This is a genomic window from Paenibacillus sp. GCM10012306 (assembly GCF_042649265.1).
Lineage (GTDB): Bacteria > Bacillota > Bacilli > Paenibacillales > Paenibacillaceae > Paenibacillus_AQ.
This window is the reverse complement of record NZ_JBHRYW010000001.1, coordinates 68,829-90,228: the sequence shown is the minus strand read 5'-3', so window position 1 is coordinate 90,228 and position 21,400 is coordinate 68,829. Positions and strand designations below refer to the sequence as shown.

Genomic DNA, 21,400 nt, shown 5'->3' with positions numbered 1-21,400 from the left:
TCTCATCTGTTTAGTGGGGTTTTATCTTGCAGGTTGGAATAATAATATCATTCATAACATGACATACTGTAGTCTAGTTATGAATGATACAGTTGAATTATAAAGGGGGAGTAATCATGTCTTTTCAACTACCGATACCAATTGCAATTTACATGGATTCGCTAAATACCCATGACAATGCTGTCATTGACGGTTGCATGGCAAAAGATGCTCATGTTCATGATATCGGTGAAAACAATCATTTCAATGGACTTGAGGCTATTAAGAAGTGGCGCGGAGACTCCAATGACGAATTTAAGCTGAGATCCGAGGTTATAAACGTGGAAGACAAACACGGAATAGTCATTGTAACTTCCCTAACCAGCGGCAATTTCCCGGGAAGTCCTCAACTGTTTTATTATTTCTTTACTGTCGCAGATAACTTGATCACCAATATAGAAATTGTTCCAGGTGAGGAAAACGTAAAACTGGACATCTAAGCGGTATACAGAATCAAGAAGGTCTCGCAGCTTATGAAAGACCTGGCCAGACCGAAACGATGTGCAGCTCGTACTGGATACCGTCAAGCAGTGGACAAGTAAAATAGACGTAAATTGGAAGCCGTGCTCCATTCGGATCACGGCTTCCAATTTACGTCTCAGGCGTACAACATGCGATTAGAAGGATTCGGCGTTAAGGGCAGCCACTCTCGCAAAGCAACCTGCCTGGATAACGGATGCATCGAATCCTTTTTTTCGTATATTTACTTTTATAATTACCATCGGAGTCCGCCCGATCTTCTTAAGCGTAGCCTTATTCACCGATGTTTTGTACTCCGATCCCTCCACGTACGGCCCTGCTCCACAAAAGCTGCAAATAGCTTCGTCATTTGCGGCTCGTTAGCTGCTGCCATATTCTCAGGATGCCACTGTACCCCGATTGTAAAACTTCTATCTTTGTACTCAACCCCCTCAATTACACCATCAGGTGATGTTGCCGTCACTTGCAGTCCTTCTCCGAGTTCCCGAAGAGCCTGATGATGAAGGCTGTTGACCCTTACTTGGGTGCTCCCCAAGATATTAGCTAATTTGCTATCCGGGGTAATTAATACATCATGAGTATCGCTGCTTCTGGGTACGCCTCGCTGCACATGTTCTAAAGCTCCCTCATACTGGCTCGGCAAATCCTGATAGAGCGTACCGCCGAGTGCAACATTCAGAACTTGCACTCCGCGGCAGATGGCGAGCAGTGGTTTATCGGTATCTAGAACATAACGAATCGCTTCCAGCTCAATCTCGTCACGGATCGCCAGTATCTGTCCAAGTTCAGGTATAGCCTCTTCTCCGTATCTGGAAGGATCGATATCTTCTCCTCCCGTAAAAATCAGACCGTCGCAATGATCAATCAATTGTTTAACTGTTTCTATAGAAGCAAGCGGCAGAACGATGGGTAGACCACCCGCCGCTTCTACCGCAATGTGATAATCCTGATGAACGTATACCCCTTCACTGTAAGCGTTCAATCTGGCTAGTGTGCTTGTAATGCCGATAACAGGTTTCATGATAAGCTCCTTTTACGCTAATGGTATAGGCCTTGTGTACAAGGAACGCCAGACTACTGGCGGGTATCTAGTGCATCGCGCAGACCATCACCTACGAAATTGATAGCAAGTACAGTGAGCAGGATCATTGCCCCCGGTGGTACCCACAGCCATGGCTGATCGGTTAATACCGTCAATGATTGTGCGTCTGTAAGCATATTTCCCCAGCTTGCTGTCGGAGGCTGCACCCCCATACCGAGAAAGCTAAGGCCCGCTTCACTCATAATAGCAGAAGCAATGCCAAAGGTCGCATTCACAATGATGGGTCCAACAGCATTAGGAAAAATATGCCGGAACAAGATCCTTGGAGTGCTTAGTCCAAGAGCTACGCCTGCATTAATGTAGTCAAGCTGCTTGATCGTCAGCACGCTCCCTCTGACGAGTCGTGCGACACTTGGCCAGGAGAACAAGGCCAAGACGAGAATAATCGTCGTCATGTTCGAGCCTAGAATACTAATGACTACAAGAATAACCATCAGAAAGGGAAACGCCATGAACATATCCGTTATCCGCATAATCACCATATCCAGCCAGCCGCCAAAATAAGCGGACACGATACCGATCAGTGTTCCAACGGTCACATATAGAGCTACTGTCACGAACCCGACGAGAAGTGAAATTTGCGTCGCATAAATGAGACGACTCAGCACGTCACGTCCAACCTGATCCGTCCCGAGCCAATGCTCTGCCGAAGGCGGTGCTGAAAAAACTCCCGTTACTTCTGCGGGATCGTTCGGTGCAATCCACGGTGCCAGCAATGCCACAAGGATAAGCAATACAGTTATAACCAGCCCGGCAACGGCCAGCTTATGGCGATTAAAGCGAGTAAATAACTGCTTAAAAAAAGCATCCTCCGTCTCCGGTTTAATGCTCTCAGCAGGGATCACTGCAGACACTGAGCCCTCATTAAGCTCATACGGAGATAATGCCACGTCGATCACCCTCTCTAGGTATATTTAATACGCGGATCAGCCGCTGCATACAGGAGATCCGTTAGCAAGTTGGTCGTAAGTACAATCAGTGCTGCTACCAGGTTCAGCCCCATCAGTATTGGATAATCACGGGACAGTATGGATTGAATTGTTAACTGACCGATACCTGGCCATTGGAATATTTGCTCTATTAGAATACTACCACCTAACAACAAGGGAATCTCCATGCCAACCACTGTAATGATGGGGAGGAGCGCATTACGCAGCGCGTGCTTATTCGTGACAATAAACGGATGCAGGCCTTTGGAATTCGCTGTACGCAGATAGTCCATATTCATTACATCCAACATACTCGCCCTTACATAGCGCACTTTTTTCCCTGCAATGACGATGCCTAGCACAAACACAGGCAGAATCATATGGCTAAGACGATCCCAGAAGCCCCCTGCACCGCCGAGTGTAGCCATTCCGCCCGTAGGGAACCATTTCAATTGAACAGCGAATATGTAGATCAGCCCCAAACCGAGGAAAAACTGCGGGATCGATGTGCCAATAAAAGATAGACCTGTTATAATATAGTCGAACTTCGTATTTTGCTTAAGAGCACTAAGGATGCCCACAGGAATGGCAATAAGCATACCAAAGATAAGTGAAGCAGAAGCCAGGATTAACGTTGGACCAATTCTTTCCCCAATGATCTGGGTAACTGGTGCATAGGAGCTGAAAGAATAACCTAACTGACCGTGCAGCAGATTCAGCAGCCACTTAAAATATTGCAGAACCACAGGATCATTCAGTCCGAGAATCTCTTTCCTGAGTTCAAGGACCTCCTTTGGAGTATTGGGATCGATGAACATATCAACTGGATTGCCAGGCGCAAGCTTAATAATGAAATAATTAAGCACTGTAATCCCCAACAGGACGGGGATCGCAATCAGGATTCGGCGGATAATATATTGAAAAATGGCCGGCTCCTCCCTTCTCTTTCATTACTCTATTGGGCAAGAGGAAAATGACAAGCCACCGCATGCGGATTCTCGTCTAATGCCGGTTCTTCCAGGCGGCATAGCTCCTGCGCATACGGACAGCGGGTATGGAATCGGCAGCCATTGGGAGGATTGGCCGGAGATGGCACATCGCCCTGGATGACGATACGCTTGTCTGCGCGCAGGGTCGGATCTGGCTTCGGATAGGCTTGAAGTAAGATTTGCGTGTAAGGATGCTTCGGACTGCGAAATAGTTCATCCTTATCGCCAATCTCGACGATTTTTCCCAAATACATCACAGCAACCCGAGTGCTAATATATTTCACTGCACCGATGCCGTGGGCAATAAAAAGATAGGTCAGATTCAATTCTTGTTGCAGATCGGACAGGAGATTCAGTATTTGTGCTTGAATGGATACATCCAACGCAGATACCGGCTCGTCACAGACGATTAGCTTAGGCTCAAATGCAATAGCACGAGCAATTCCGATCCGCTGGCGTTGACCACCGGAGAACTCGTGCGGATACCTGTTTTTATAAGCTTGTGGCAATCCGACCATATCAAGCAATCGATTCACGCGCGCCTGCACCTCACTGCCTGTTGCCAAATGATGTGCAATATACGGTTCTGCCAGGATGTCGGCCACTCGTTGACGTGGATTAAGCGAAGCATACGGATCTTGGAAAATGATTTGGAGCCGCGTCCGAACCTCCCTCAGTTCCTTTTGCTTTTGGTAAGTAATATCCTCATTTTCAAACCATATCCGCCCTTCAAAAGGGTCCTCAAGTCGCACAATCGAGCGACCGAAGGACGATTTGCCACAGCCGGACTCACCAACAAGTCCGAGCGTTTCGCCTTTATGAATGCTCAGACTAATATCATCTACCGCCTTCACATGACCGACAGTACGCGAGAAAACACCCTTTTTAATCGGATAATACGTCTTCAGCTGTTCGACTTGAAGCAGCGGAGCATCTGCGATCATAATACGCTAGCCTCCTGTTGCTGGGAATTTGCTCTGTCTGATAAAGGTGTAGCCTGTTCCTCGACAACCCAGCATCGTACTTGATGCTCACCTTCCACACTTTTAAGCTCAGGCTGTTCTTGCCGGCAACGGTTGGTTGCTAAGGCACAACGGGTATGAAATCGGCAGCCCTCAGGCATCTTTGTGACGGAAGGCACGGTACCGGGAATCGCCTGTAGTCGTTCGTTCTCTCCATGAACACTCGGGATGGATGCCATCAACCCTTGCGTGTAGGGATGCTTGGGTTCACGGAAGAGCGTAAATACGTCCGCCGACTCTACAATTTGGCCAGCATACATAACGACTACACGATCTGCCATCTCGGCTACGACACCCAGATCGTGGGTAATTAACATAATCGCTGCTTTACTCTCTTCCTGAAGCACCTTCATCAGCTCCAAAATTTGCGCTTGGATCGTGACATCAAGTGCTGTCGTCGGTTCATCGGCAATCAGCAGCTTAGGCTTGCAGGACAAAGCCATCGCAATCATGATTCGCTGGCGCATCCCGCCAGAAAGCGTATGCGGATAGGTATTCATTAGATTTTTGCCCTGGGGCAATCCGACTTTATGCAGCATTTCAATGGCATAGCCTTTGGCTTCCTTACGGGATAGATTCGTATGACACTGAATCATCTCCACCAGCTGATGTCCGATCGTCAGAACCGGATTCAGCGAGCTCATCGGCTCTTGGAATATCATAGATATCTCCTTGCCCCTTAAGGCACGGAGCTCCTTTTCGGAATGTGCAGCTATATTTTGGCCATTAAAGCGAATTTCCCCTTGCTTAATTCGGCCATTCTTACCGAGCAGTCTCATGATTGACAGTGAGGTCACACTTTTCCCGCAACCAGATTCACCAACAATGCCAATCGTCTCCCCTGCTTTCAGACTGAAGCTAATATCCTGAACAGCAACTACGTCTTCTTTCCCATTCCAAAATACAGTTTGCAGCCGATCGATTTCCAATAGATTAGTGATGTGATTCACCGCCTTTCTGACAAAATGACGCCGTCCGCGTTTAACTTCTCAAATAAGAACGGGTGCGTGCACATCCTGCGGGATCGCCGGAACATAGGGCTTGCCCTGTGTCGAGTTTTGGAATTCTGCTCGGGCCTTGTTCAGTCCCTCTCCGCCGTCTGTTAGCAGCTCATAAGCTGCAAGGGCAAGCAGCTTGGCGGCATGGTGCATGCCTTTAAGACCGATGGGCGAACCAAAAGCAGACGTCGCTTGCCAAGTATGTACCTGTACGCCAAGCGGCGCACAGGTCGTCGTAATCTGGCCCACTGGCGTAATCCAGGATACATCACCGACATCGCTAGAACCGCCACCCGTGGTCTGCGAAGTAGCTCGGTTTTCGTAGAAACCCGTAGGCAGAAGCTCGTCACTCTTCCCCCACTCTTGATGACGTTTCTTAGCTGCTTGCAGCAAATCCGGATCAAGCGTAGCTGCAAGAGCTGTCGCCAGCTCTTGCTCCTCAGGTGAGAAGTTCAGCGCTCCTGCATCATCCTGTTGCTTAACCAGCAATTGATTCAGCGTCTCGTTTATATTCAAATCATAAGCACCCGCTTTAATCTCCCAAGTGACCGACGTCTCTGTCATCAGTGCACCTCCTTGAGCGATCTTGATCAATCGCTCCAGCAGTTCGTCCACATGCTTGCGGTTGACGCCGCGGAGGTAGTACCAGACGCTTGCCTCATCGGGCACAATATTGGGTGCTTCTCCCCCATTTGTAATCGTATAATGAATACGCGATCCGTCTGGCACATGCTCACGCAAGTAATTTGCTCCGACATTGGTCAACTCGACGGCATCCAGAGCGCTGCGCCCCAAATGCGGGACTACGCCCGCATGTGCAGCACGACCTTTGAAGGAAAATTCAACAGAAGTAAGCGCCGATGTTCGAATACTCCAAGCGGCATTCGAGTTCCCGGGATGCCAGGTGAGCGCAGCATCTAGGTCATCAAAAATACCGGCTCTCGCCATAAATGTTTTTCCAGATAAAACCTCTTCCGCCGGGCAGCCATAATAACGAATCGTGCCTGACAATCCTTCTTCATCCAGACGTTGCTTTAATCCGATAACGGCCTCCACGCCTGCCGTCCCGAGCAAGTTATGGCCACAACCGTGGCCAGGTCCGCCAGGAGTAATAGGCTCACGAACCGCACTCACCTTCTGTGAAAGCCCCGGAAGCGCATCATACTCCCCAAGAATACCGAGCACTGGTTCACCCGAGCCATACTCAGCTACGAAAGCTGTTGGTACGCCACCTATGCCGGAAGTGATTCGAAAACCCGCCGCCTCTAGCGTTTCTGACTGCAGCTTTGAGGCGAAGGCCTCCGTGTAAGCCACCTCAGGGCGATTCCAGATACGCAGCGCAAGCTCCTCATAGGTGGATCTGTTATCTTCAAGCCAGTTAACCAGTTGTTTTTTACTCATACTCTCCTCCTGCTATTTTAGATCCCATTCATTAATGTTGTTGAACATCCCTATATCAAGCGGCTTGCCGACAAGTACGTCCTTGGACACCGCAAGCAATCTTTTTTCCGAATAGACAGCCAGGGAAGGTACATCTTCATGAAGGGTCTCCTGGAGCTTGTTATAAATTTCCTTCCGTTTCGCCGGATCAGCTTCCGTTTCGCCCTTGGCGATCAGTTCGTCAACCAGCGGGTTTTTGTATTTCAAAAAGTTTCCTGTATTAGTACTCTTAAAGAGAGTGAAGTAAGAGCTTGGCTCAATATAAAAGTCACGGGTGAAGATTGTAATGTCGTAATCGCCCTTCAGTACCTTTTGGATTAAGGTTGGGAAATCAAACTTTTGCACCTGAATGTTCAAGCCAATGGCTGTCAGGTTCTGCACGAGTATATCAGCAGCCTGCTCGCGGATTTTGTTGCCCACCGGAATGAGGAACTCAATCGGCTTCTTCTTATCCCATTTAGCCTCTTCCAGCAGTTTCTTTGCTTTCTCCGGGTCATAGTTATAGTTCACAATATCCTTATTGAAGTAAGGGTGGTAGCTCGGAATCCCTCCGTCTATGACTTCCCCTTGGCCTTTAAGCAGCTGATCCACAATCAAGGTGCGGTTCAACGCATAAGCAATGGCTTGGCGTACCTTTGGATCTGCTATCTTTTCACTGTTAAAAAAGATTTCAGGAGGTACAGAAGGGTTGCCTGAAGCTAAGTCGACATTCTCGAATCCTTTGACCTTCTCATAATCTGTAATCGGAATGAGACCCACAGGTACAGAGTTCATCTGAATTTCTCCAGTTTGCAGTTGAGCGACAAGATTGGCGGCTGGCAGAACTTTGATGAAGATTTTATCCAGCTTGGCTTCATCGCGGTAATAGTTCGTATTTTTGACTACCTCAACATACTGTCCTTGGGCAAAGTTAGCGATCTTGAAGGCGCCTATCGTAACTTCTGGCTTCTGGAAATAAGGGTTCGTTGCGATCTGATCCGGTGCTACGTCCTTCAGAATATGCTCCGGCAGGAAGAACACTTTGGTGCCGAAACGTTCCTTGAAAATAAGAGGATCAATTGGGGTTTTCGTTTTGACCTCGAATGTTTTATCATCTACAATCTTCAAGCCGCTGATCTCGGTCTTTCCTTCATCCAGCTTACCAGCATCGTTCAAGCCTTCGATGAAGTTCAGCTTAAAGTTCGTTTCTACCTTCGGGTTAAGGGCTGTTTTTAGGGTAAAGTCAACATCAGCTGTAGTGAACGGCTGCCCATCATTCCATTTAGCCGCAGGATTCAGCTTAACGACAAATGTTTGATTATCTGTCGTCTCCACAGAATCAGCGATCTTTGGCAGAAATTCGAACTTCTCATTCAGATCAAGCAGAGAGTCATTAATTAATGCAATCGCATTGTCAGCAGCGGAATCGCCCTGATCATTAATTTGATTCAGCGTGACGGGTACGTTCACAATTCCTATATATACAACTTTCTCTTTCTCTTCTTTTTTTGGAGAAGGCTCAGCCTCTTTAGGCTTGTCCGTAGCTGCTGCTTGCGTTGCCGATTCTTGCGTTGATGATGAAGATGGTGAATTTGCTGATGAACCGCACGCAGATAACACGAGCATGAGTGCAATAACGATAAAGAGCATGGTTCGACGATAATGACGATTCATAATTTTCAGCCCCCCAAATTTTGATTATTCCAATTTGTTTAATATGAATTGTAGCTAAATTTACCATTGACGAATCTGTACTGTCCAATAGATTTGTTCAATTAGAATATCCAAAATATTGAATCTCACTAGCAAATCAGGGGCCTTGGTCATACTAAGAGGGGTTGTAGAAGTATCTATCGTGGAATAAGAGGATTGAAAAATAAAAAAATCGCAGCCTGGTCAATAAATGAGCCAAGCAGCGATTTTTTAACATCTATTTTGTTTTGAAAAAGTGCTATTTCTGGATAAATAACGATCGTACGAATATTAGAAGTAGGCGCTTCTTCCTGGCGCAGCTCCTTATTAAATGTGAAACTTATTTTCTATAAGACCAATTGTCCGGAATAACGGTGAGATCAGCCGGGTGATGATACCGTTCGCCGATTTCTTTAAAGCGTTGCAGAATGTTGTCGTCCAGCACGCCTTGCTGGTTCGGTGCCCCATTAAGCAAGAATGATACATTGTGCTTGTTACATTCAATGATTTTGTCCAATGCCCAGTCAGCTGTTCTAAGCTCCATAGTAGTATCTGATGTTCTCCAGAACCAGGTCTTGGTTAAAATGTTGCAGCTCGCTCCGGGACCGTTAAAAGAGTGATCGACCTCTTGCCCGGCAGCATTTTCAAAAAATGCAATGTCCGTTTGCTCTACTCCAGACTCACAGCCAATGTTCATCAACAAGCACTGTGGCTGCAGACCTTTGACCAATGCATCGATTTCCTCGAAAGGAAGATCCTCATAACTAGGGCCACCCCAAGGTGCATTCCACCCATCAATAATCAGGAACGGGATTTCTCCGTAACCTGTCAACAGCTCCTCAATTTGATTCTTAATGAACTGTTTATCTTCAGGCGTGCATTTCTTCCGGCCGATTTGGTGATGCAAGTCCAGCGCGGAGAAATAAAGACCTGCTTCAATCCCTTCTTGCCTAAATGCATCAAGATATTCCTTAACTACGTCTGATTTTAGCGTTGCGTTCTTTACAGAATGATCGGTATATTGGGTCGGCCATAAGCTGAATCCTTCATGATGCTTCGCTGTCAGCGCCGCAAATTTCATTCCTGCAGATTTTGCAGCCTTGGCCCATTGGGCACAGTCCAACTGCGTCGGATTCCAGTCTTTGGGATCAAAAATAAATCTGCGAGGTTCATCGTTATTTTCGTGGCCATATTCCCAATCTTCCACTTCCGTATCTGCGAACTGAAATGTAGCACTATTAAAATGAATAAACATGCCAAGCCTTTGATTAACAAACCATTGTTGCTGTTGAACCAATTCTTGATTACTCATGAAGATAACCTCCTAATTATGTTGTGTAACAGAATCGTATAATATCTACTACTCTATAGAATTATAGTCCCCGTTACAGCTAACAGAATCGACATTCCATAGTACAATTCCTACATAATTATCTGGAAGGACTAAATACTCTCTGTTGTCTCTACGCTGTACGTTTGCACATTTGAAATGTACAATCGTTACTATAGAAGCTGATAAGCTGAGATGTGCAAAGGCAAAAGGAAGGTGTAAACATGACTCTAAACTCTCGAGAACTTATGATTGAAGGTGCCATACAGCTCCTCGGCCAACGGGGGGTGCAGGCTGCCTCATTTTCTGAAATTATGAAAGCCACTGGAGCGCCAAGAGGGTCCATCTACCATCATTTCCCTGAGGGTAAAGACCAACTTGTCAAGGAAGCTATTGATCTGGCTGGACAACGCGCTATAAGCTTTTTAAATACCCTTGAAGACCAACCCGCTGAAATTGTCACCGAGAAGTTCATTTCACTGTGGAGAATGCTATTAAGTCACTCCAACTTTGAAATGGGTTGTTCTGTGCTCGCGGTAACTGTAGGATCGGACTCGCCAGACTTGCTGGAACAAGCCGCAACTGTATTCCAACAATGGGGCGATTACTTAACAGCAATGCTGGCTGCTGGCGGTCTGAACCCGGACAAAGCAAAGGGACTAGCGAATGTTATCATTGCTTCCTGCGAAGGCGCTGTGGCTATCAGTAAAGCGCAAAAATCTTTCGATACTTTCGATACGGTAGCAGAGCAACTGCTGATTATGGTAAAGAGCGCGTCCAACTCACAACGGGAAACGGAATAATACCTGTTTTAAACAAGGTTCTCCTGCTAAAAAAACTTAGCCTGTAATCTGCAAATCCGTACTGGATCATGCAGTGTTACAGGCTAAGTTTTTTGATTTGAAATTTAATCTCCTGTGACTTCTTGAGCCGCCTGAGCAGCGGCTGCACGAGCGGCCAACGCACTAAATTCTTCAACGCCAAATGCAGTTCCCTGCATTCCCCAACCACCTTCAGCAGCTTCTGTAAGAATGACCCAGGTACGTTTGAGAAGATTATCGTCACCAGCAATCCGCGCTACAATTTCTGTCGCTTCCTTCGTTACCTGCTTCTGCCCCTCCCGATTAAGTACACCTGGTGGTGTAATAATTTGGATTCTTACATTATTCGCCGCGTTTGTGCTTCCAGTATGAATATCTGTTGCTTTCAGCCGGTGAATAAATACTGCTGTATTGTCCAAATGAAACGGGCTAGGTGAAACAACGCCTTCTGCTCTAAGAATAGCATGGGCTAATGCTGTTCCTAATTCATTTTCTGTACCTGCTGGGAAAAGATGCTCTGGTGTGTACACATCGATCATTGGCATAGTATAATTCTCCTTTTTAAGTACGATTATGACGACCATCATAATCATATATTATGACGATCGTCATAGTCAATAATTCTCTAGCATATCCAATACTCATGTGATTGATTTCTTTTATCCAGACAGTTTATACTCATAATGAGTATTCCACTAATAGCATGAGTTTTCCCTGATAAGAGATTATCTCTCAAATGAAAATAAGTTCATTTACCAATAACACCTTAATTTTAAAAGGAGAGCTCAACCATGGATCAGATTGACCAGAATATCCTGTACCACCTTCAGCATCAAGCGCGAATTCCCATGACAGAGCTTGGCAAATCCGTCGGCCTGTCACAACCGGCTGTAACGGAAAGAGTAAAGCGGATGGAGGAAAAGGGAATCATCGAACAGTATCGTACGATTGTTTCGCCCGCAAAGGTCGGAAAACAGGCCGCAGCTTACATGCTGCTTCATACAAGAGACTGTGACGGTTTTATTGATTTTTGCCACTCCGCTCCTGAAGTCATTGAATGTCATCGGATAAGCGGAGAATATAATTACATGTTGAAAGTCGTTACTGATTCCATACAGTCTCTGGAGAAATTCGGAGATCAATGCGATAAATACGGAACTTATACCATTCTCATTGTCATGTCATCACCTATTGACCATAAATTCTTTATTTCTGAAGCTGGAAGCACCCTTATCAATAAAAATTAGAAGCTATAAACAAAAAGAAATCCGGCATTCAAACCGGATTTCTTTTTTTGCGATTCATCGTTATAGAATTTGTCTTTACTGTTTCAAACTTCGAAATCCGTGTTCTTTGGCACGTGCTGTAACGAATAGAGCAAGCAGGAGCAGGACGAGCACTACCCAAGGGAAGTTATGGACACCAAGTGTTCCAAGCAGAACACCTCCAATGATACCGCCCCCACCGATAGCTATGTTCCAACTGGTTACCAGCATGGACTGAGCTACATCAGCATTTTCGCCTGCTGTTTCCGCGACCGCTGTTTGAAGTAATGTCGCCGCTCCCCCAAACGTCAGCCCCCACAAGACAATACTGAAATAGATGATCACAGGTTGACCACTGCCAATACCAAGCAATACAGATGCTGCGGCGAAACCAGCCAGGCTGAATAAGGTAAGCAGTCGCAACCAACGGTCGATCAGCATGCCTGTCACCCAAATGCCAACAACAGAGGCAATACCAAATATAAGCAGGATCAAGTCTACTCGCCCAGCAAGTCCTGCCAGCGTAAGAAACGGTGCAATATAGGTGTAGAGGACGTTATGTGCGAGTACCCAGAACAACACAACAAAGAGAATGGATCGTACCCCAGGTATGAAGAAAACTTTACGAAGTGGAAGCCGCTGCTGGCCAACTTGCCCTGGAAAATCCGGTACTGCCTTGAATACCCAAAAGATAAGTAGCAGCGAGAGTATAGATGTGATCCCAAAGACAAGTCTCCATCCTATATAGCCCCCGACAAATGTTCCAATGGGAACACCAAGCAGAAGTCCGAGTGGAGTACCAATCATCGCCACCGCAAGCGCTCGTCCTCTTAATGATTCGTGCACCATACGGCGTGCATAGCCTGCTGTTATTCCCCATACAACACCACCGGATACCCCCGCGAAGAAACGGGCCGCAAGTGTCAAAATATAGCTCGTAGATAGACTTGTGATTGTGTTGAACACAAGAAAAACAACGATACACATCAGCAAAAGCGACCGTCTTCTCCAACCCCGTGTAGCCGTAATTAACGGTATCGCAGCCAAGGTGGAACCTAGCGCGTATAAGGTGATAAGCTGGCCGGCGAGAGCTTCCGAAATTCCAAGCCCATCACTGATCTGGGGCAATAACCCTGCTGGAAGCGTTTCGGTTAGGATACAGATAAACCCCGTCATCGCCAATGCCAGTAATCCACCCCATGGAAGACGTTCAGCAGAAGCATTACTCGTGGCACTCTGCGAGGATGAGGCCATGTTTCGGTTCATATGAATAACACCTCTAATCTATAAATTCTAGCGATTTATAGTTTACAGGATTAATTCTTTGTTTTACATGTATAAGTAACTGAATATCCGTCGTTTTTATTTTAATATCATTTATTTTTCTGTCGTATTCCTATAATTTAAAACCAACAGCACCAAAAGTAACATTTGCCCACAACTACTGTAGCACCATAAAAGAAAGGACCACCTTAACGGTTAGCCTGTCGTGTCATGAAACGTTTCTTTTTTTGCTAATCTCAACTCCCCCTTCACTAGTTGCCTTAGAGTGAAAAAGAGGGCTACATCCTCAACTAACGGCATTTTTGCACCTTATTTTTCTTTAAAATAGACAAATGAGGGAAATAAGGGTATTATTGTATCTTATTTTCTGGAAAAGTACGCTGGAGGGGGTATTCTGGAAGATTTAAGGTACAATATTGCACTTAATCTCCACTAACCCTTAGCTGTAGAGGAATTAAGGTACGAAAATGCCGTTAATTGCACTTTGATAATCCTTGTCGTCCCCACTCCAGATACTTACCCAAGCACTCTTGCTTCAACAAAAAGAGGGCTATAAGCAACAACATCATTAGACTAGCAAAAATAAAAGCGTTCTTGTACAAAAAAGCTGCGAGGTTAATAACCCCGCAGCTTCATTTTATTCATATCCTCTTTTACCAAAGAGTAATTCTATCTTCTGGAGCAATATACATTGCATCACCTTTTTTCACACCAAATGTAGTATAGAAATCATCAGTGTTACCAACTACGACATTTACCCTGAATTTCACAGGCGGGTTAGGATCGACGGCTAGCAGAAATGATGCAATTTCAGGAACAACCTTCTGTCTCCACACAGTTGCCCATGATTTATAGAACTCTTCCAGATTGGCATCCGGCAATTGTTTAGCCGCTTCAAGCGCAACCTGCAATCCGGCAATGTCGGCAATATTTTCTGGTAGTGTCCGTTGTCCGTTGATTTTTTGGCCCAGATACTCTAATTTGTTATATTGGTCAACAACAGCTTTAGTTTTAGCTTCGAATTTCTTAAAGTCTTCGGCTGTCCACCAGTTGGTCCGATTTCCAATCCCATCAAATTTGGAGCCATTGGAATCAAAGGTGTGAGAGATTTCATGCCCGATAACCGCACCTATAGCGCCGTAATTCTGGCTTGCGCTTTGATTTTTATCATAGAATGGCGCCTGAAGAGCCGCTGCTGGGAATGTAATGGTGTTGGTCAGCGGTTCGGAGATCATATTGGCTGTATTCGCTGCTATTCTCCACTCGTTCCGGTCAATGAGCTGATCAATTTTTGCAAATTTGCTTTTTGTAAGGACTGCTTGGATCGCCTGATTGTTCTCATACAATGTCTTGCCTGCATCGACCTTAAGCGCACCATACATGTCATCCAGTTTGTCCGGATAACCAATGTGTACTTTCAAATGATCCAGTTTTTTAATCGCTTCTTTTTTCGTCTGCTCAGACATCCAGTCATTTTTCAGGAATTTATTTTTATAAACGCTAATCATATTGTCTGCCATCTTGGAAATTTCCTGCTTTGCTTGTTCTCCAAGATAGGTCTTACCATAATATTGTCCAGCAACCTCTTTGAAATTAGCGTTAACAATATCGTAGATCGTGTCATCCGTTACTGCCATTTGTTCCTGACCAGCGGTGCCTCTGCTCAATTGCGTTGATTTTGCTATCATCTCATCAGATAGAAAACTCGCAGAGTTTAATACAAAAGTGGCGTAGGTCCAGCTTTTCATTTTCTCCCAATTTTTCTCATTAATAAACTTATCCAGATTGTTGAAATAATCCATTTTCATCAATGAGACCTTTTCTGGTGTTGTACCCGTAACATCGACGATGAATTTTTCGAGATCAATATTTTTACTATATGCCTTTAACTCTTTCAATGTTTTTGGAGTATAGAAGGATTCAACATTACTCTGATCTTCTGCTGTCATTGTATATTGGGCAAATTCTGCTTCGAATGCTACCGCTTCACCGGCAATTCGTTCGGCTGCTTCTTTGGTTTCCCCAACACTCACCAATAGATCTGCCAGCATGTTCTTGTATAGTCCTACCATTGCTTGACCTTGAGGATTGTCAGGTGAATACATGCTCTTTTCAAATTTCGGTTTAGGGGAATTGATGTACAGGATCGTTCTCGTTGCATCCTTCATATCGGACAAGATATCCAAAGTAAAGGGTAAAGCAAGTCCCCTAATATAGAGATCTTTTTGATTCTTTGCAAAATCGGCCAAGCTGTTTATCGATTTCAACTTCTGGATATCACCTTTAATAGCTTCGTACCCCTGTTTGTTAAGGGTTCCCCGATCAGCGGCAAGTTTATAGTACTTAATCATGTTGCCGAGCTCGTCATCTGTTTGGTCACGTCCGTTGGCTGCCATTTGTGCCATATCCTTCGACAACAGCTTAGTTACTGTATCACCAAGGTCACTTAAACCGCCTATGATGACTTTACCTGCCGGAATTTCGGTCGATGCCTTCCATTTCGCATTTACTGCTTCATAGAAGTCGTCTTGTAGTCTAGTTACTGCAGCTTCATTGGTCGGCTTCTGTTGCTGCGAGGTAAGGCTAACTTGACGCAGTGATTGGTTCCAGGCAACTTTGTAGCCTGCTGTTTCAGCGATAAACCGGAGTGGAACATACGTTACATTCTGGATTTGCTTAGGCGCTGTGTCCAGCTTGATTGCTTTTCCGTTTACAGTTGCGCTTGTGCTGCCAACCTTCAGGGATAATGTGAGACCAGCTTTAGTACCGCTTAAGGTACGGGTCTTGGCATCCCATTTCACTTGGACACCCAGCTTCTCCAGAAGCGGTTGTACCGGGACAAGTGTCACTCCTTTTTCAACGATCGGTGCGGACTTGCTGAACTGGATTTGCTGACCATTCAGTGATACGGATAAAGCTTTTTCTACTGCATGAACGGATGAGAGTCCAGAGGTTAGTAAGCTGAGGGAAAGTATTGTAGCGCTAAGTTTTTTCATCTGCGTATAAGCTCCTTTTCGTGAAATTATAGAGTGGAACAATGATTCATCAAGATTAGATAATCACTGCTGTTCCACTGACAGCGACCATCATCATGTCCTGGCGGACAACTGCGTAATTGATACCTACACCGATAACTGCATTGGCTCCCATCTGCGAAGCTTGCTGGGTCATTTCTGTAAAAGCTGCGTCTTTTGCCTCCCTTAGTTTGGTTTCATAAGCTTTCGATCGTCCGCCTACAAGATCTCTAAATGAAGCAAGAATATCTCTTCCGACATTAGCTCCCATGATGACTTCTCCCGTAGCCACGCCAATGTATTGCCTAACTGGAGAACCATCCACGACCGCGGTGGTTGTAATAATCAAGTGACTGCCTCCTAAGAACAACTAGTGTGTTATCCGTTGTTCTGAACCTATTTCTTATGGATTCTATCCTACCAGCCCCTGTGAAACAGAGCCTAAACGAATAGATAAACATTAGCTTAAGTTTGCTGCCTCAGTTTAGGTTCTGTTAATGTGAGTAGGCTACTATGGAGAGGGGTGAACATGATGACAAATCTATCCGGTATTAAAATCGCAATCGTTGACGACGAGCCTTCGATTGTCACGATGCTGCAAATGGTGCTGCGCAGGGAAGGATTCCATCAGCTGTACGCAGCTTCCACCTGTGCAGAAGCACTCGACATAGCGGAGCGCATAGCCCCCGATATCGTCCTGCTCGACATTATGCTCCCGGACGGCAGCGGACTAGAGCTTTGCTCGAAGCTTCGCGAATACGGTAATCCACATATTCTGTTTTTGACTGCCAAGGCTTCCGATCTCGATGTTCTGCGCGGCTTCGCCATGGGTGGGGATGATTATATTACGAAGCCCTTCAATCCCCTGGAAGTGACCGCAAGAATTCAGGCACGCATCCGTCGTTTGGAGCCTCAAGCGTCCATAGCCAATCCAGTGAAGCAGCCCGATCCGGGGATTTACCGGTTCGGCCGTTTCACCATCAACGAAGCCGAAGGCGAACTGATTGTGGAGGGACAGCCTGTTCCTTGTCCCGCTCAGGTGTTCCAATTGCTGCTGCACTTCTGTAAGCATCCCGGAGTGGTATTTTCCAAAACACAGCTCTATGACAAGGTGTGGGGGATCAACGGACAAGGAGATGACGCGACTGTAATGGTCCATATCCGGCGCATCCGCGAGCGGATTGAGATCAATCCAGGCGATCCGCAGCTGCTTCTTACCGTACGCGGGCTCGGCTACAAATTGGTGAAGGAACCGCAAGACCGATGAAGATCCAACAACGTATGGCTTTCCATTTCACATACCAGTTGATCTTTTATGCCCTGGTGATTCTCGCTCTCTCTTTGGCTGCCAGCGTCTTGTTCTACCAGAACATTACGAATAATGATTTACGCCGCAACTTTCCGGATGACGCTTTGCAGCTTATTGCCCAAGAAGCGTCTTTGAAGGGCGGAACGATTCATCTCTCCCCCGAATGGGACAAGCTCATCACGGAGAAAGGGATGTGGCTACAGGTTGTCAATGCTGAAGGAGAAGTTATCTACAACGTCAATAGCGTTGCTCATCCCTTACTGCCTGCCTCTTACTCCACCTCCGGGCTGCTGGATATCCAAGAAACCCGGAAGATTGGGACGTATGCTGTGCACACTCAGCTGACTTCGGCTTCTAACGGGCCGCTGCTGTACATACTGGGCTACCAAAGTTCTGAACTTGACCAGCTCACGTCCTGGTTCAATGCCTATGGGCAGCAGGGAAAGGTGCGGAGCAATGCGGTTCCTCTACTAGAGCAGCAGCTGCGCCAGACGGGCTCCTACCTGCAGGTAATCGACCCTGAGAGCCATATTGTACAAGGCATCGGGGATAAAGCTTATGAACATAAAGCGTACCGTCCGTTAGATATTTTGACGATCCAGCAATCACCGAGCTATTATGACACGAATATTGTCACTCATCGGGACGAGCAGAGTGGAATGAAATGGATTCTCTATACAACCAATACAGCAGGAAAACCATTGAAGCACCCTGTGTATGATTCGGCAACGCGTAACCTCACCTGGTTTGCAGGTCTTGTCCTGCTCTTGGCGGTACCCATCTCCATCTGGCATGGTAATCGCTACGGTCAGCCGCTGATTTTGTTCGCAGGCTGGTTCGAACGGATGGGACGAGGACAATACAATGAGGTACTGACTGCCAAGGATAAACGCAAAATATTTCGCCGCAACGGCACGCTGCGAATTCGTTACAGACTCTATAAAGAAGTGATAGAATCCTTCTATCAAATGGCTCATCAGTTGGCTCAGACCGAGAAGGAACGGGAACGGCTGGAAAAGATGCAATCGGAGTGGATGTCAGGAATCTCCCACGATCTGCGCACGCCCCTGGCTACGATTCAAGGCTATGGATATATGCTGGAAAGCTTGCCTGAATGGAGTAACGAGGATATGCGGACCATGGGCACGACGATTCGCGAAAAGGGTGAGTATATGCTTGAGTTAATCTCCGACTTTTCTATGATTCATCAGCTCAAGCAAGGAGATTACATTATGGAGCTCCGGGAGCTGGATTTGGACGAACTGGTACGCTGCTCTGTACTGAAGTACGTGAACGACGCCACCATGTCGGAATATCAGTTTCACTACGTTGGGGATGAGCTTCCCCTGGTGGTGAAGGCAGATGAGATTTGGTTGCAGCGGCTGATGGATAATCTGCTGTCCAACGCCGTGAAGCATAATCCGCCGGGCGTAGTCGTTACCGTCGCTATTAGCAAGGTGAATAACAAGGCATGCATACGAGTAATCGACAATGGCAAAGGAATGGATGAGGAGACACTACATCATTTGTTTAAGCGTTACTACCGGGGAACAAATACTGAAGAAAAGACGGAAGGTTCCGGGCTCGGGATGAGCATCGCCAAAACTATTGTGGAAGCGCATGGCGGCGAAATCCTTGTTCAATCCAAAGTGTGGCAAGGTACGAAAATTGAGATTTGGTTGCCCTGCTAAGCGAAAACCGGCAAGGCCTGACTCCTTTCCATCCTAGTGAGAGGGCAATCATCGTTATTAGATCAGCAAAAATAAAAGCGTTTGTGTTGCAAAAAAGCTGCGAGGTTAATAACCCGCAGCTTTCCTTTTTAAGGATATTCTATTTTAGCAGAGAGTAATTCTGTTCTATGGGGCAATGTGCATTTTATCGTCTTCTTTCACAGATGAATCAGGCGACGGGTCTTGACACGCTTTGGGCGCTATCGCGCCCTCTTTCGCGGCGGAGGATAATCGGAACCGTAATCGCTGCAGCGATCGCCAACACCGGAGCTAGTGCACCAGCGAGAGGAAACGACGACGAGCCATTCGTAGAAAAAATGCTAAAGTCCCAAAGTCCGTGCAGGAGCATGGCGAACACGAGCGATCCGGTAGACCTCCGGGCAAGATAGAAGATCGAACCGAGGCCGAAAGCGATCAATACCTGGAACAAGGCACCCGCCCCGATGCCCAGGAAGATGTTCGGCAGGTGGAAGACTGCGAACATCGCGGTTGCAAGCAGCCAGACCCCGGTTTCACCGAAGCGGCTGCGCAGAGCGACTATCAACTGACCCCGGTTGATCATGTCCTCATTGAAGCCGACCAAGATACTACCCACAATGAGATACAACCACATGAGGGGCGTGAAACGGCTGAAGTCACCGATCAGCATGTTCACGATCGCGATGACCATCATGATGATCGGGAGAGTCATCGTCCATCGTGAAAGACGCTGCCTTTCCAGCAGACTGGGGCGCCACCATCCGTAGATCGTGACCATTGTGATGGTCAGCACGGCACCGCCGGACAGTGGTATTACGTACCAGAGAAGAAGGGTCTGCGCACTCTCGCCTATTCGCGGGTAGTCGACACCATTGAGAACAAAGATCGCGTAGAAGACTGCGCTGTAGAGGAAATAGGTGAGAACACCCCATCGTACACGGGGACGAACTCGAAGGGCGGGATCCGAAGATTCTTGCAGCATGTCCCTATTATTTGACATCATAAACACTCCCACTATAAATTATTATTTTTATAACTTCACTGCTTTCACGTAATGTCGGGTGGCGTGCTCTGACTGAGTAGATGAACTAACGCTTCAACCAAGTAGTTCATAAGTTCCGGTTCGAATTTCGGAAAAAGCTGCAGATCCCACTCCCCTAGCGCTATTAGCGTTTCGATCGTCTCCAGTTCCTGTAGCGATTCGCCCAACATCTGCTCGATTATCAGCTTTATAGTAAGCGCACGCTCCTGCACAAGGTGATGTTCCGGTGGTAGCCCTTGCTTGGACATCACGAGCAGATCGTTCACCGTTATCATGATCTTACGTTCTACCTGATCTCGTTCTTCCGCGCTCAATCCACTTAGTAACACCGATTGTACGAATGTATCCGGCAGACGTTCGGAGAGCCATTGCTTCTGCTCCTCCTCATGCTGAATGGAACGAACCATCATCATAATAAGTCCTGGATCAATCGTGTCGTTATCATCAACGATTGCTATTGCCCGTTCAACCGTATCCACAATGCGCTGAATATGCTGCTGCTTCTTTAGCAGCAGCCCATATTGCAGCTTCAGAGAAGCATTAAAATCCTTACCGTCCTGTTCCAAATACTCGCTGATATCTTCCAAGGAGTAATCTAAATATTTCAAGGCCAATATTTGATGGAGACGGAACAAATCCTCATCAGAATAAGTACGGTATCCACCCTCGGTGTATCCGCTTGGCTTGAGCAGCCCCTTGCGGTCATAATATCGCAAAGTAGGTGTCGACGTTGAGGTCAATTTCGAGAATGAACCAACGGTATAATGCTTCTTACTCATCTTACTCAGCCCCTTTCTAGTTTCAGTATAAAGCTTAAAGTTACTTTAACCTCAAGTCCTTTTTTTGGACTCTAATTAAAAAAGATCTCCATATTAGTTCAAACTCCCCATAACGAGTAGGATTTTCTGGGTAAACAAAATAGCCAGTCACCGTTGGATTTCCGGCGACTGACTGAT

19 protein-coding genes are annotated in these 21,400 nt (G+C 46.4%); 5 read left to right on the top strand and 14 right to left on the bottom strand.

Features of this window, described 5'->3' with window-relative positions:
- Positions 1-116 precede the first annotated feature (116 nt).
- The gene (locus tag ACFORK_RS00420; protein WP_379194480.1) at positions 117-479 is read left to right on the top strand and encodes a nuclear transport factor 2 family protein; all 363 of its coding nucleotides are present in this window, start codon (positions 117-119) and stop codon (positions 477-479) included.
- A gap of 317 nt (positions 480-796) precedes the next feature.
- Here ACFORK_RS00420 and ACFORK_RS00415 read toward each other — a convergent pair whose 3' ends face one another.
- From ACFORK_RS00415 to ACFORK_RS00380, 8 genes are all read right to left on the bottom strand, one after another.
- Positions 797-1,540, bottom strand: a complete 744-nt coding sequence (locus ACFORK_RS00415) for a gamma-glutamyl-gamma-aminobutyrate hydrolase family protein (protein WP_379194478.1) — start codon at positions 1,538-1,540, stop codon at positions 797-799.
- 53 nt (positions 1,541-1,593) lie between these two features.
- A complete protein-coding gene (gene opp4C, locus ACFORK_RS00410) occupies positions 1,594-2,466 on the bottom strand; it encodes an oligopeptide ABC transporter permease (RefSeq protein ID WP_379195715.1) in 873 nt (290 codons plus the stop codon).
- A gap of 59 nt (positions 2,467-2,525) precedes the next feature.
- On the bottom strand, positions 2,526-3,476 hold the full coding sequence (locus tag ACFORK_RS00405) for an ABC transporter permease (RefSeq protein WP_379195713.1): 951 nt from the start codon (positions 3,474-3,476) through the stop codon (positions 2,526-2,528).
- Positions 3,477-3,505: 29 nt separating this feature from the next.
- A complete protein-coding gene (locus ACFORK_RS00400; protein WP_379194475.1) occupies positions 3,506-4,483 on the bottom strand; it encodes an ABC transporter ATP-binding protein in 978 nt (325 codons plus the stop codon).
- Entirely contained in the window at positions 4,480-5,502 is a 1,023-nt protein-coding gene (locus ACFORK_RS00395; protein WP_379195711.1) for an ABC transporter ATP-binding protein, read from the bottom strand. The genes ACFORK_RS00400 and ACFORK_RS00395 overlap by 4 nt, the downstream gene beginning before the upstream one ends.
- A 48-nt stretch (positions 5,503-5,550) precedes the next feature.
- A complete protein-coding gene (locus ACFORK_RS00390) occupies positions 5,551-6,960 on the bottom strand; it encodes an amidohydrolase (protein ID WP_379194473.1) in 1,410 nt (469 codons plus the stop codon).
- A 12-nt stretch (positions 6,961-6,972) separates the two neighbouring features.
- Positions 6,973-8,652 (bottom strand): ABC transporter substrate-binding protein, encoded by a 1,680-nt coding sequence (locus ACFORK_RS00385; protein WP_379194471.1) that lies wholly within the window; start codon positions 8,650-8,652, stop codon positions 6,973-6,975.
- A gap of 358 nt (positions 8,653-9,010) precedes the next feature.
- Entirely contained in the window at positions 9,011-9,982 is a 972-nt protein-coding gene (locus tag ACFORK_RS00380; RefSeq protein ID WP_379194469.1) for an alpha-L-fucosidase, read from the bottom strand.
- Between the two features lie 242 nt (positions 9,983-10,224).
- On the opposite strand from ACFORK_RS00380, the gene ACFORK_RS00375 reads away from it, so the two are divergent.
- The gene (locus tag ACFORK_RS00375) at positions 10,225-10,803 is read left to right on the top strand and encodes a TetR/AcrR family transcriptional regulator (RefSeq protein ID WP_379194467.1); all 579 of its coding nucleotides are present in this window, start codon (positions 10,225-10,227) and stop codon (positions 10,801-10,803) included.
- Between the two features lie 104 nt (positions 10,804-10,907).
- On the opposite strand, the gene ACFORK_RS00370 is transcribed toward ACFORK_RS00375, so the two are convergent.
- On the bottom strand, positions 10,908-11,366 hold the full coding sequence (locus ACFORK_RS00370) for a tautomerase family protein (RefSeq protein WP_379194465.1): 459 nt from the start codon (positions 11,364-11,366) through the stop codon (positions 10,908-10,910).
- Positions 11,367-11,612: 246 nt separating this feature from the next.
- On the opposite strand from ACFORK_RS00370, the gene ACFORK_RS00365 reads away from it, so the two are divergent.
- Positions 11,613-12,068, top strand: a complete 456-nt coding sequence (locus ACFORK_RS00365) for an Lrp/AsnC family transcriptional regulator (protein ID WP_379194463.1) — start codon at positions 11,613-11,615, stop codon at positions 12,066-12,068.
- A 75-nt stretch (positions 12,069-12,143) separates the two neighbouring features.
- Here ACFORK_RS00365 and ACFORK_RS00360 read toward each other — a convergent pair whose 3' ends face one another.
- From ACFORK_RS00360 to ACFORK_RS00350, 3 genes are all read right to left on the bottom strand, one after another.
- Positions 12,144-13,352, bottom strand: coding sequence for an MFS transporter (locus ACFORK_RS00360; RefSeq protein ID WP_379194461.1), 1,209 nt, complete (start codon positions 13,350-13,352; stop codon positions 12,144-12,146).
- Between the two features lie 671 nt (positions 13,353-14,023).
- Positions 14,024-16,366 (bottom strand): M13-type metalloendopeptidase, encoded by a 2,343-nt coding sequence (locus ACFORK_RS00355; protein ID WP_379194459.1) that lies wholly within the window; start codon positions 16,364-16,366, stop codon positions 14,024-14,026.
- Positions 16,367-16,421: 55 nt separating this feature from the next.
- Positions 16,422-16,733 (bottom strand): YbjQ family protein, encoded by a 312-nt coding sequence (locus tag ACFORK_RS00350; RefSeq protein WP_379194457.1) that lies wholly within the window; start codon positions 16,731-16,733, stop codon positions 16,422-16,424.
- Between the two features lie 183 nt (positions 16,734-16,916).
- On the opposite strand from ACFORK_RS00350, the gene ACFORK_RS00345 reads away from it, so the two are divergent.
- Positions 16,917-17,651, top strand: coding sequence for a response regulator transcription factor (locus tag ACFORK_RS00345; RefSeq protein ID WP_379195708.1), 735 nt, complete (start codon positions 16,917-16,919; stop codon positions 17,649-17,651).
- Positions 17,648-19,384 carry a sensor histidine kinase gene (locus tag ACFORK_RS00340; protein WP_379194455.1) on the top strand — a complete coding sequence of 579 codons (1,737 nt, stop codon included), beginning with the start codon at positions 17,648-17,650 and terminating at the stop codon, positions 19,382-19,384. Before ACFORK_RS00345 ends, ACFORK_RS00340 begins: the two co-directional genes overlap by 4 nt.
- A 208-nt stretch (positions 19,385-19,592) precedes the next feature.
- On the opposite strand, the gene ACFORK_RS00335 is transcribed toward ACFORK_RS00340, so the two are convergent.
- On the bottom strand, positions 19,593-20,384 hold the full coding sequence (locus tag ACFORK_RS00335; protein ID WP_379194453.1) for a CPBP family intramembrane glutamic endopeptidase: 792 nt from the start codon (positions 20,382-20,384) through the stop codon (positions 19,593-19,595).
- Positions 20,385-20,449: 65 nt separating this feature from the next.
- Positions 20,450-21,223 (bottom strand): MerR family transcriptional regulator, encoded by a 774-nt coding sequence (locus ACFORK_RS00330; protein WP_379194451.1) that lies wholly within the window; start codon positions 21,221-21,223, stop codon positions 20,450-20,452.
- Positions 21,224-21,400 lie beyond the last annotated feature (177 nt).

Coding starts and splice junctions, on each gene's coding strand:
- ACFORK_RS00420 (WP_379194480.1), top strand. CDS start 117: ATGTCTTTTCAACTACCGATACCAATTGCAATTTACATGGATTCGCTA.
- ACFORK_RS00415 (WP_379194478.1), bottom strand. CDS start 1,540: ATGAAACCTGTTATCGGCATTACAAGCACACTAGCCAGATTGAACGCT.
- ACFORK_RS00400 (WP_379194475.1), bottom strand. CDS start 4,483: ATGATCGCAGATGCTCCGCTGCTTCAAGTCGAACAGCTGAAGACGTAT.
- ACFORK_RS00390 (WP_379194473.1), bottom strand. CDS start 6,960: ATGAGTAAAAAACAACTGGTTAACTGGCTTGAAGATAACAGATCCACC.
- ACFORK_RS00385 (WP_379194471.1), bottom strand. CDS start 8,652: ATGAATCGTCATTATCGTCGAACCATGCTCTTTATCGTTATTGCACTC.
- ACFORK_RS00380 (WP_379194469.1), bottom strand. CDS start 9,982: ATGAGTAATCAAGAATTGGTTCAACAGCAACAATGGTTTGTTAATCAA.
- ACFORK_RS00375 (WP_379194467.1), top strand. CDS start 10,225: ATGACTCTAAACTCTCGAGAACTTATGATTGAAGGTGCCATACAGCTC.
- ACFORK_RS00370 (WP_379194465.1), bottom strand. CDS start 11,366: ATGCCAATGATCGATGTGTACACACCAGAGCATCTTTTCCCAGCAGGT.
- ACFORK_RS00365 (WP_379194463.1), top strand. CDS start 11,613: ATGGATCAGATTGACCAGAATATCCTGTACCACCTTCAGCATCAAGCG.
- ACFORK_RS00360 (WP_379194461.1), bottom strand. CDS start 13,352: ATGAACCGAAACATGGCCTCATCCTCGCAGAGTGCCACGAGTAATGCT.
- ACFORK_RS00355 (WP_379194459.1), bottom strand. CDS start 16,366: ATGAAAAAACTTAGCGCTACAATACTTTCCCTCAGCTTACTAACCTCT.
- ACFORK_RS00345 (WP_379195708.1), top strand. CDS start 16,917: ATGACAAATCTATCCGGTATTAAAATCGCAATCGTTGACGACGAGCCT.
- ACFORK_RS00340 (WP_379194455.1), top strand. CDS start 17,648: ATGAAGATCCAACAACGTATGGCTTTCCATTTCACATACCAGTTGATC.
- ACFORK_RS00335 (WP_379194453.1), bottom strand. CDS start 20,384: ATGCTGCAAGAATCTTCGGATCCCGCCCTTCGAGTTCGTCCCCGTGTA.
- ACFORK_RS00330 (WP_379194451.1), bottom strand. CDS start 21,223: ATGAGTAAGAAGCATTATACCGTTGGTTCATTCTCGAAATTGACCTCA.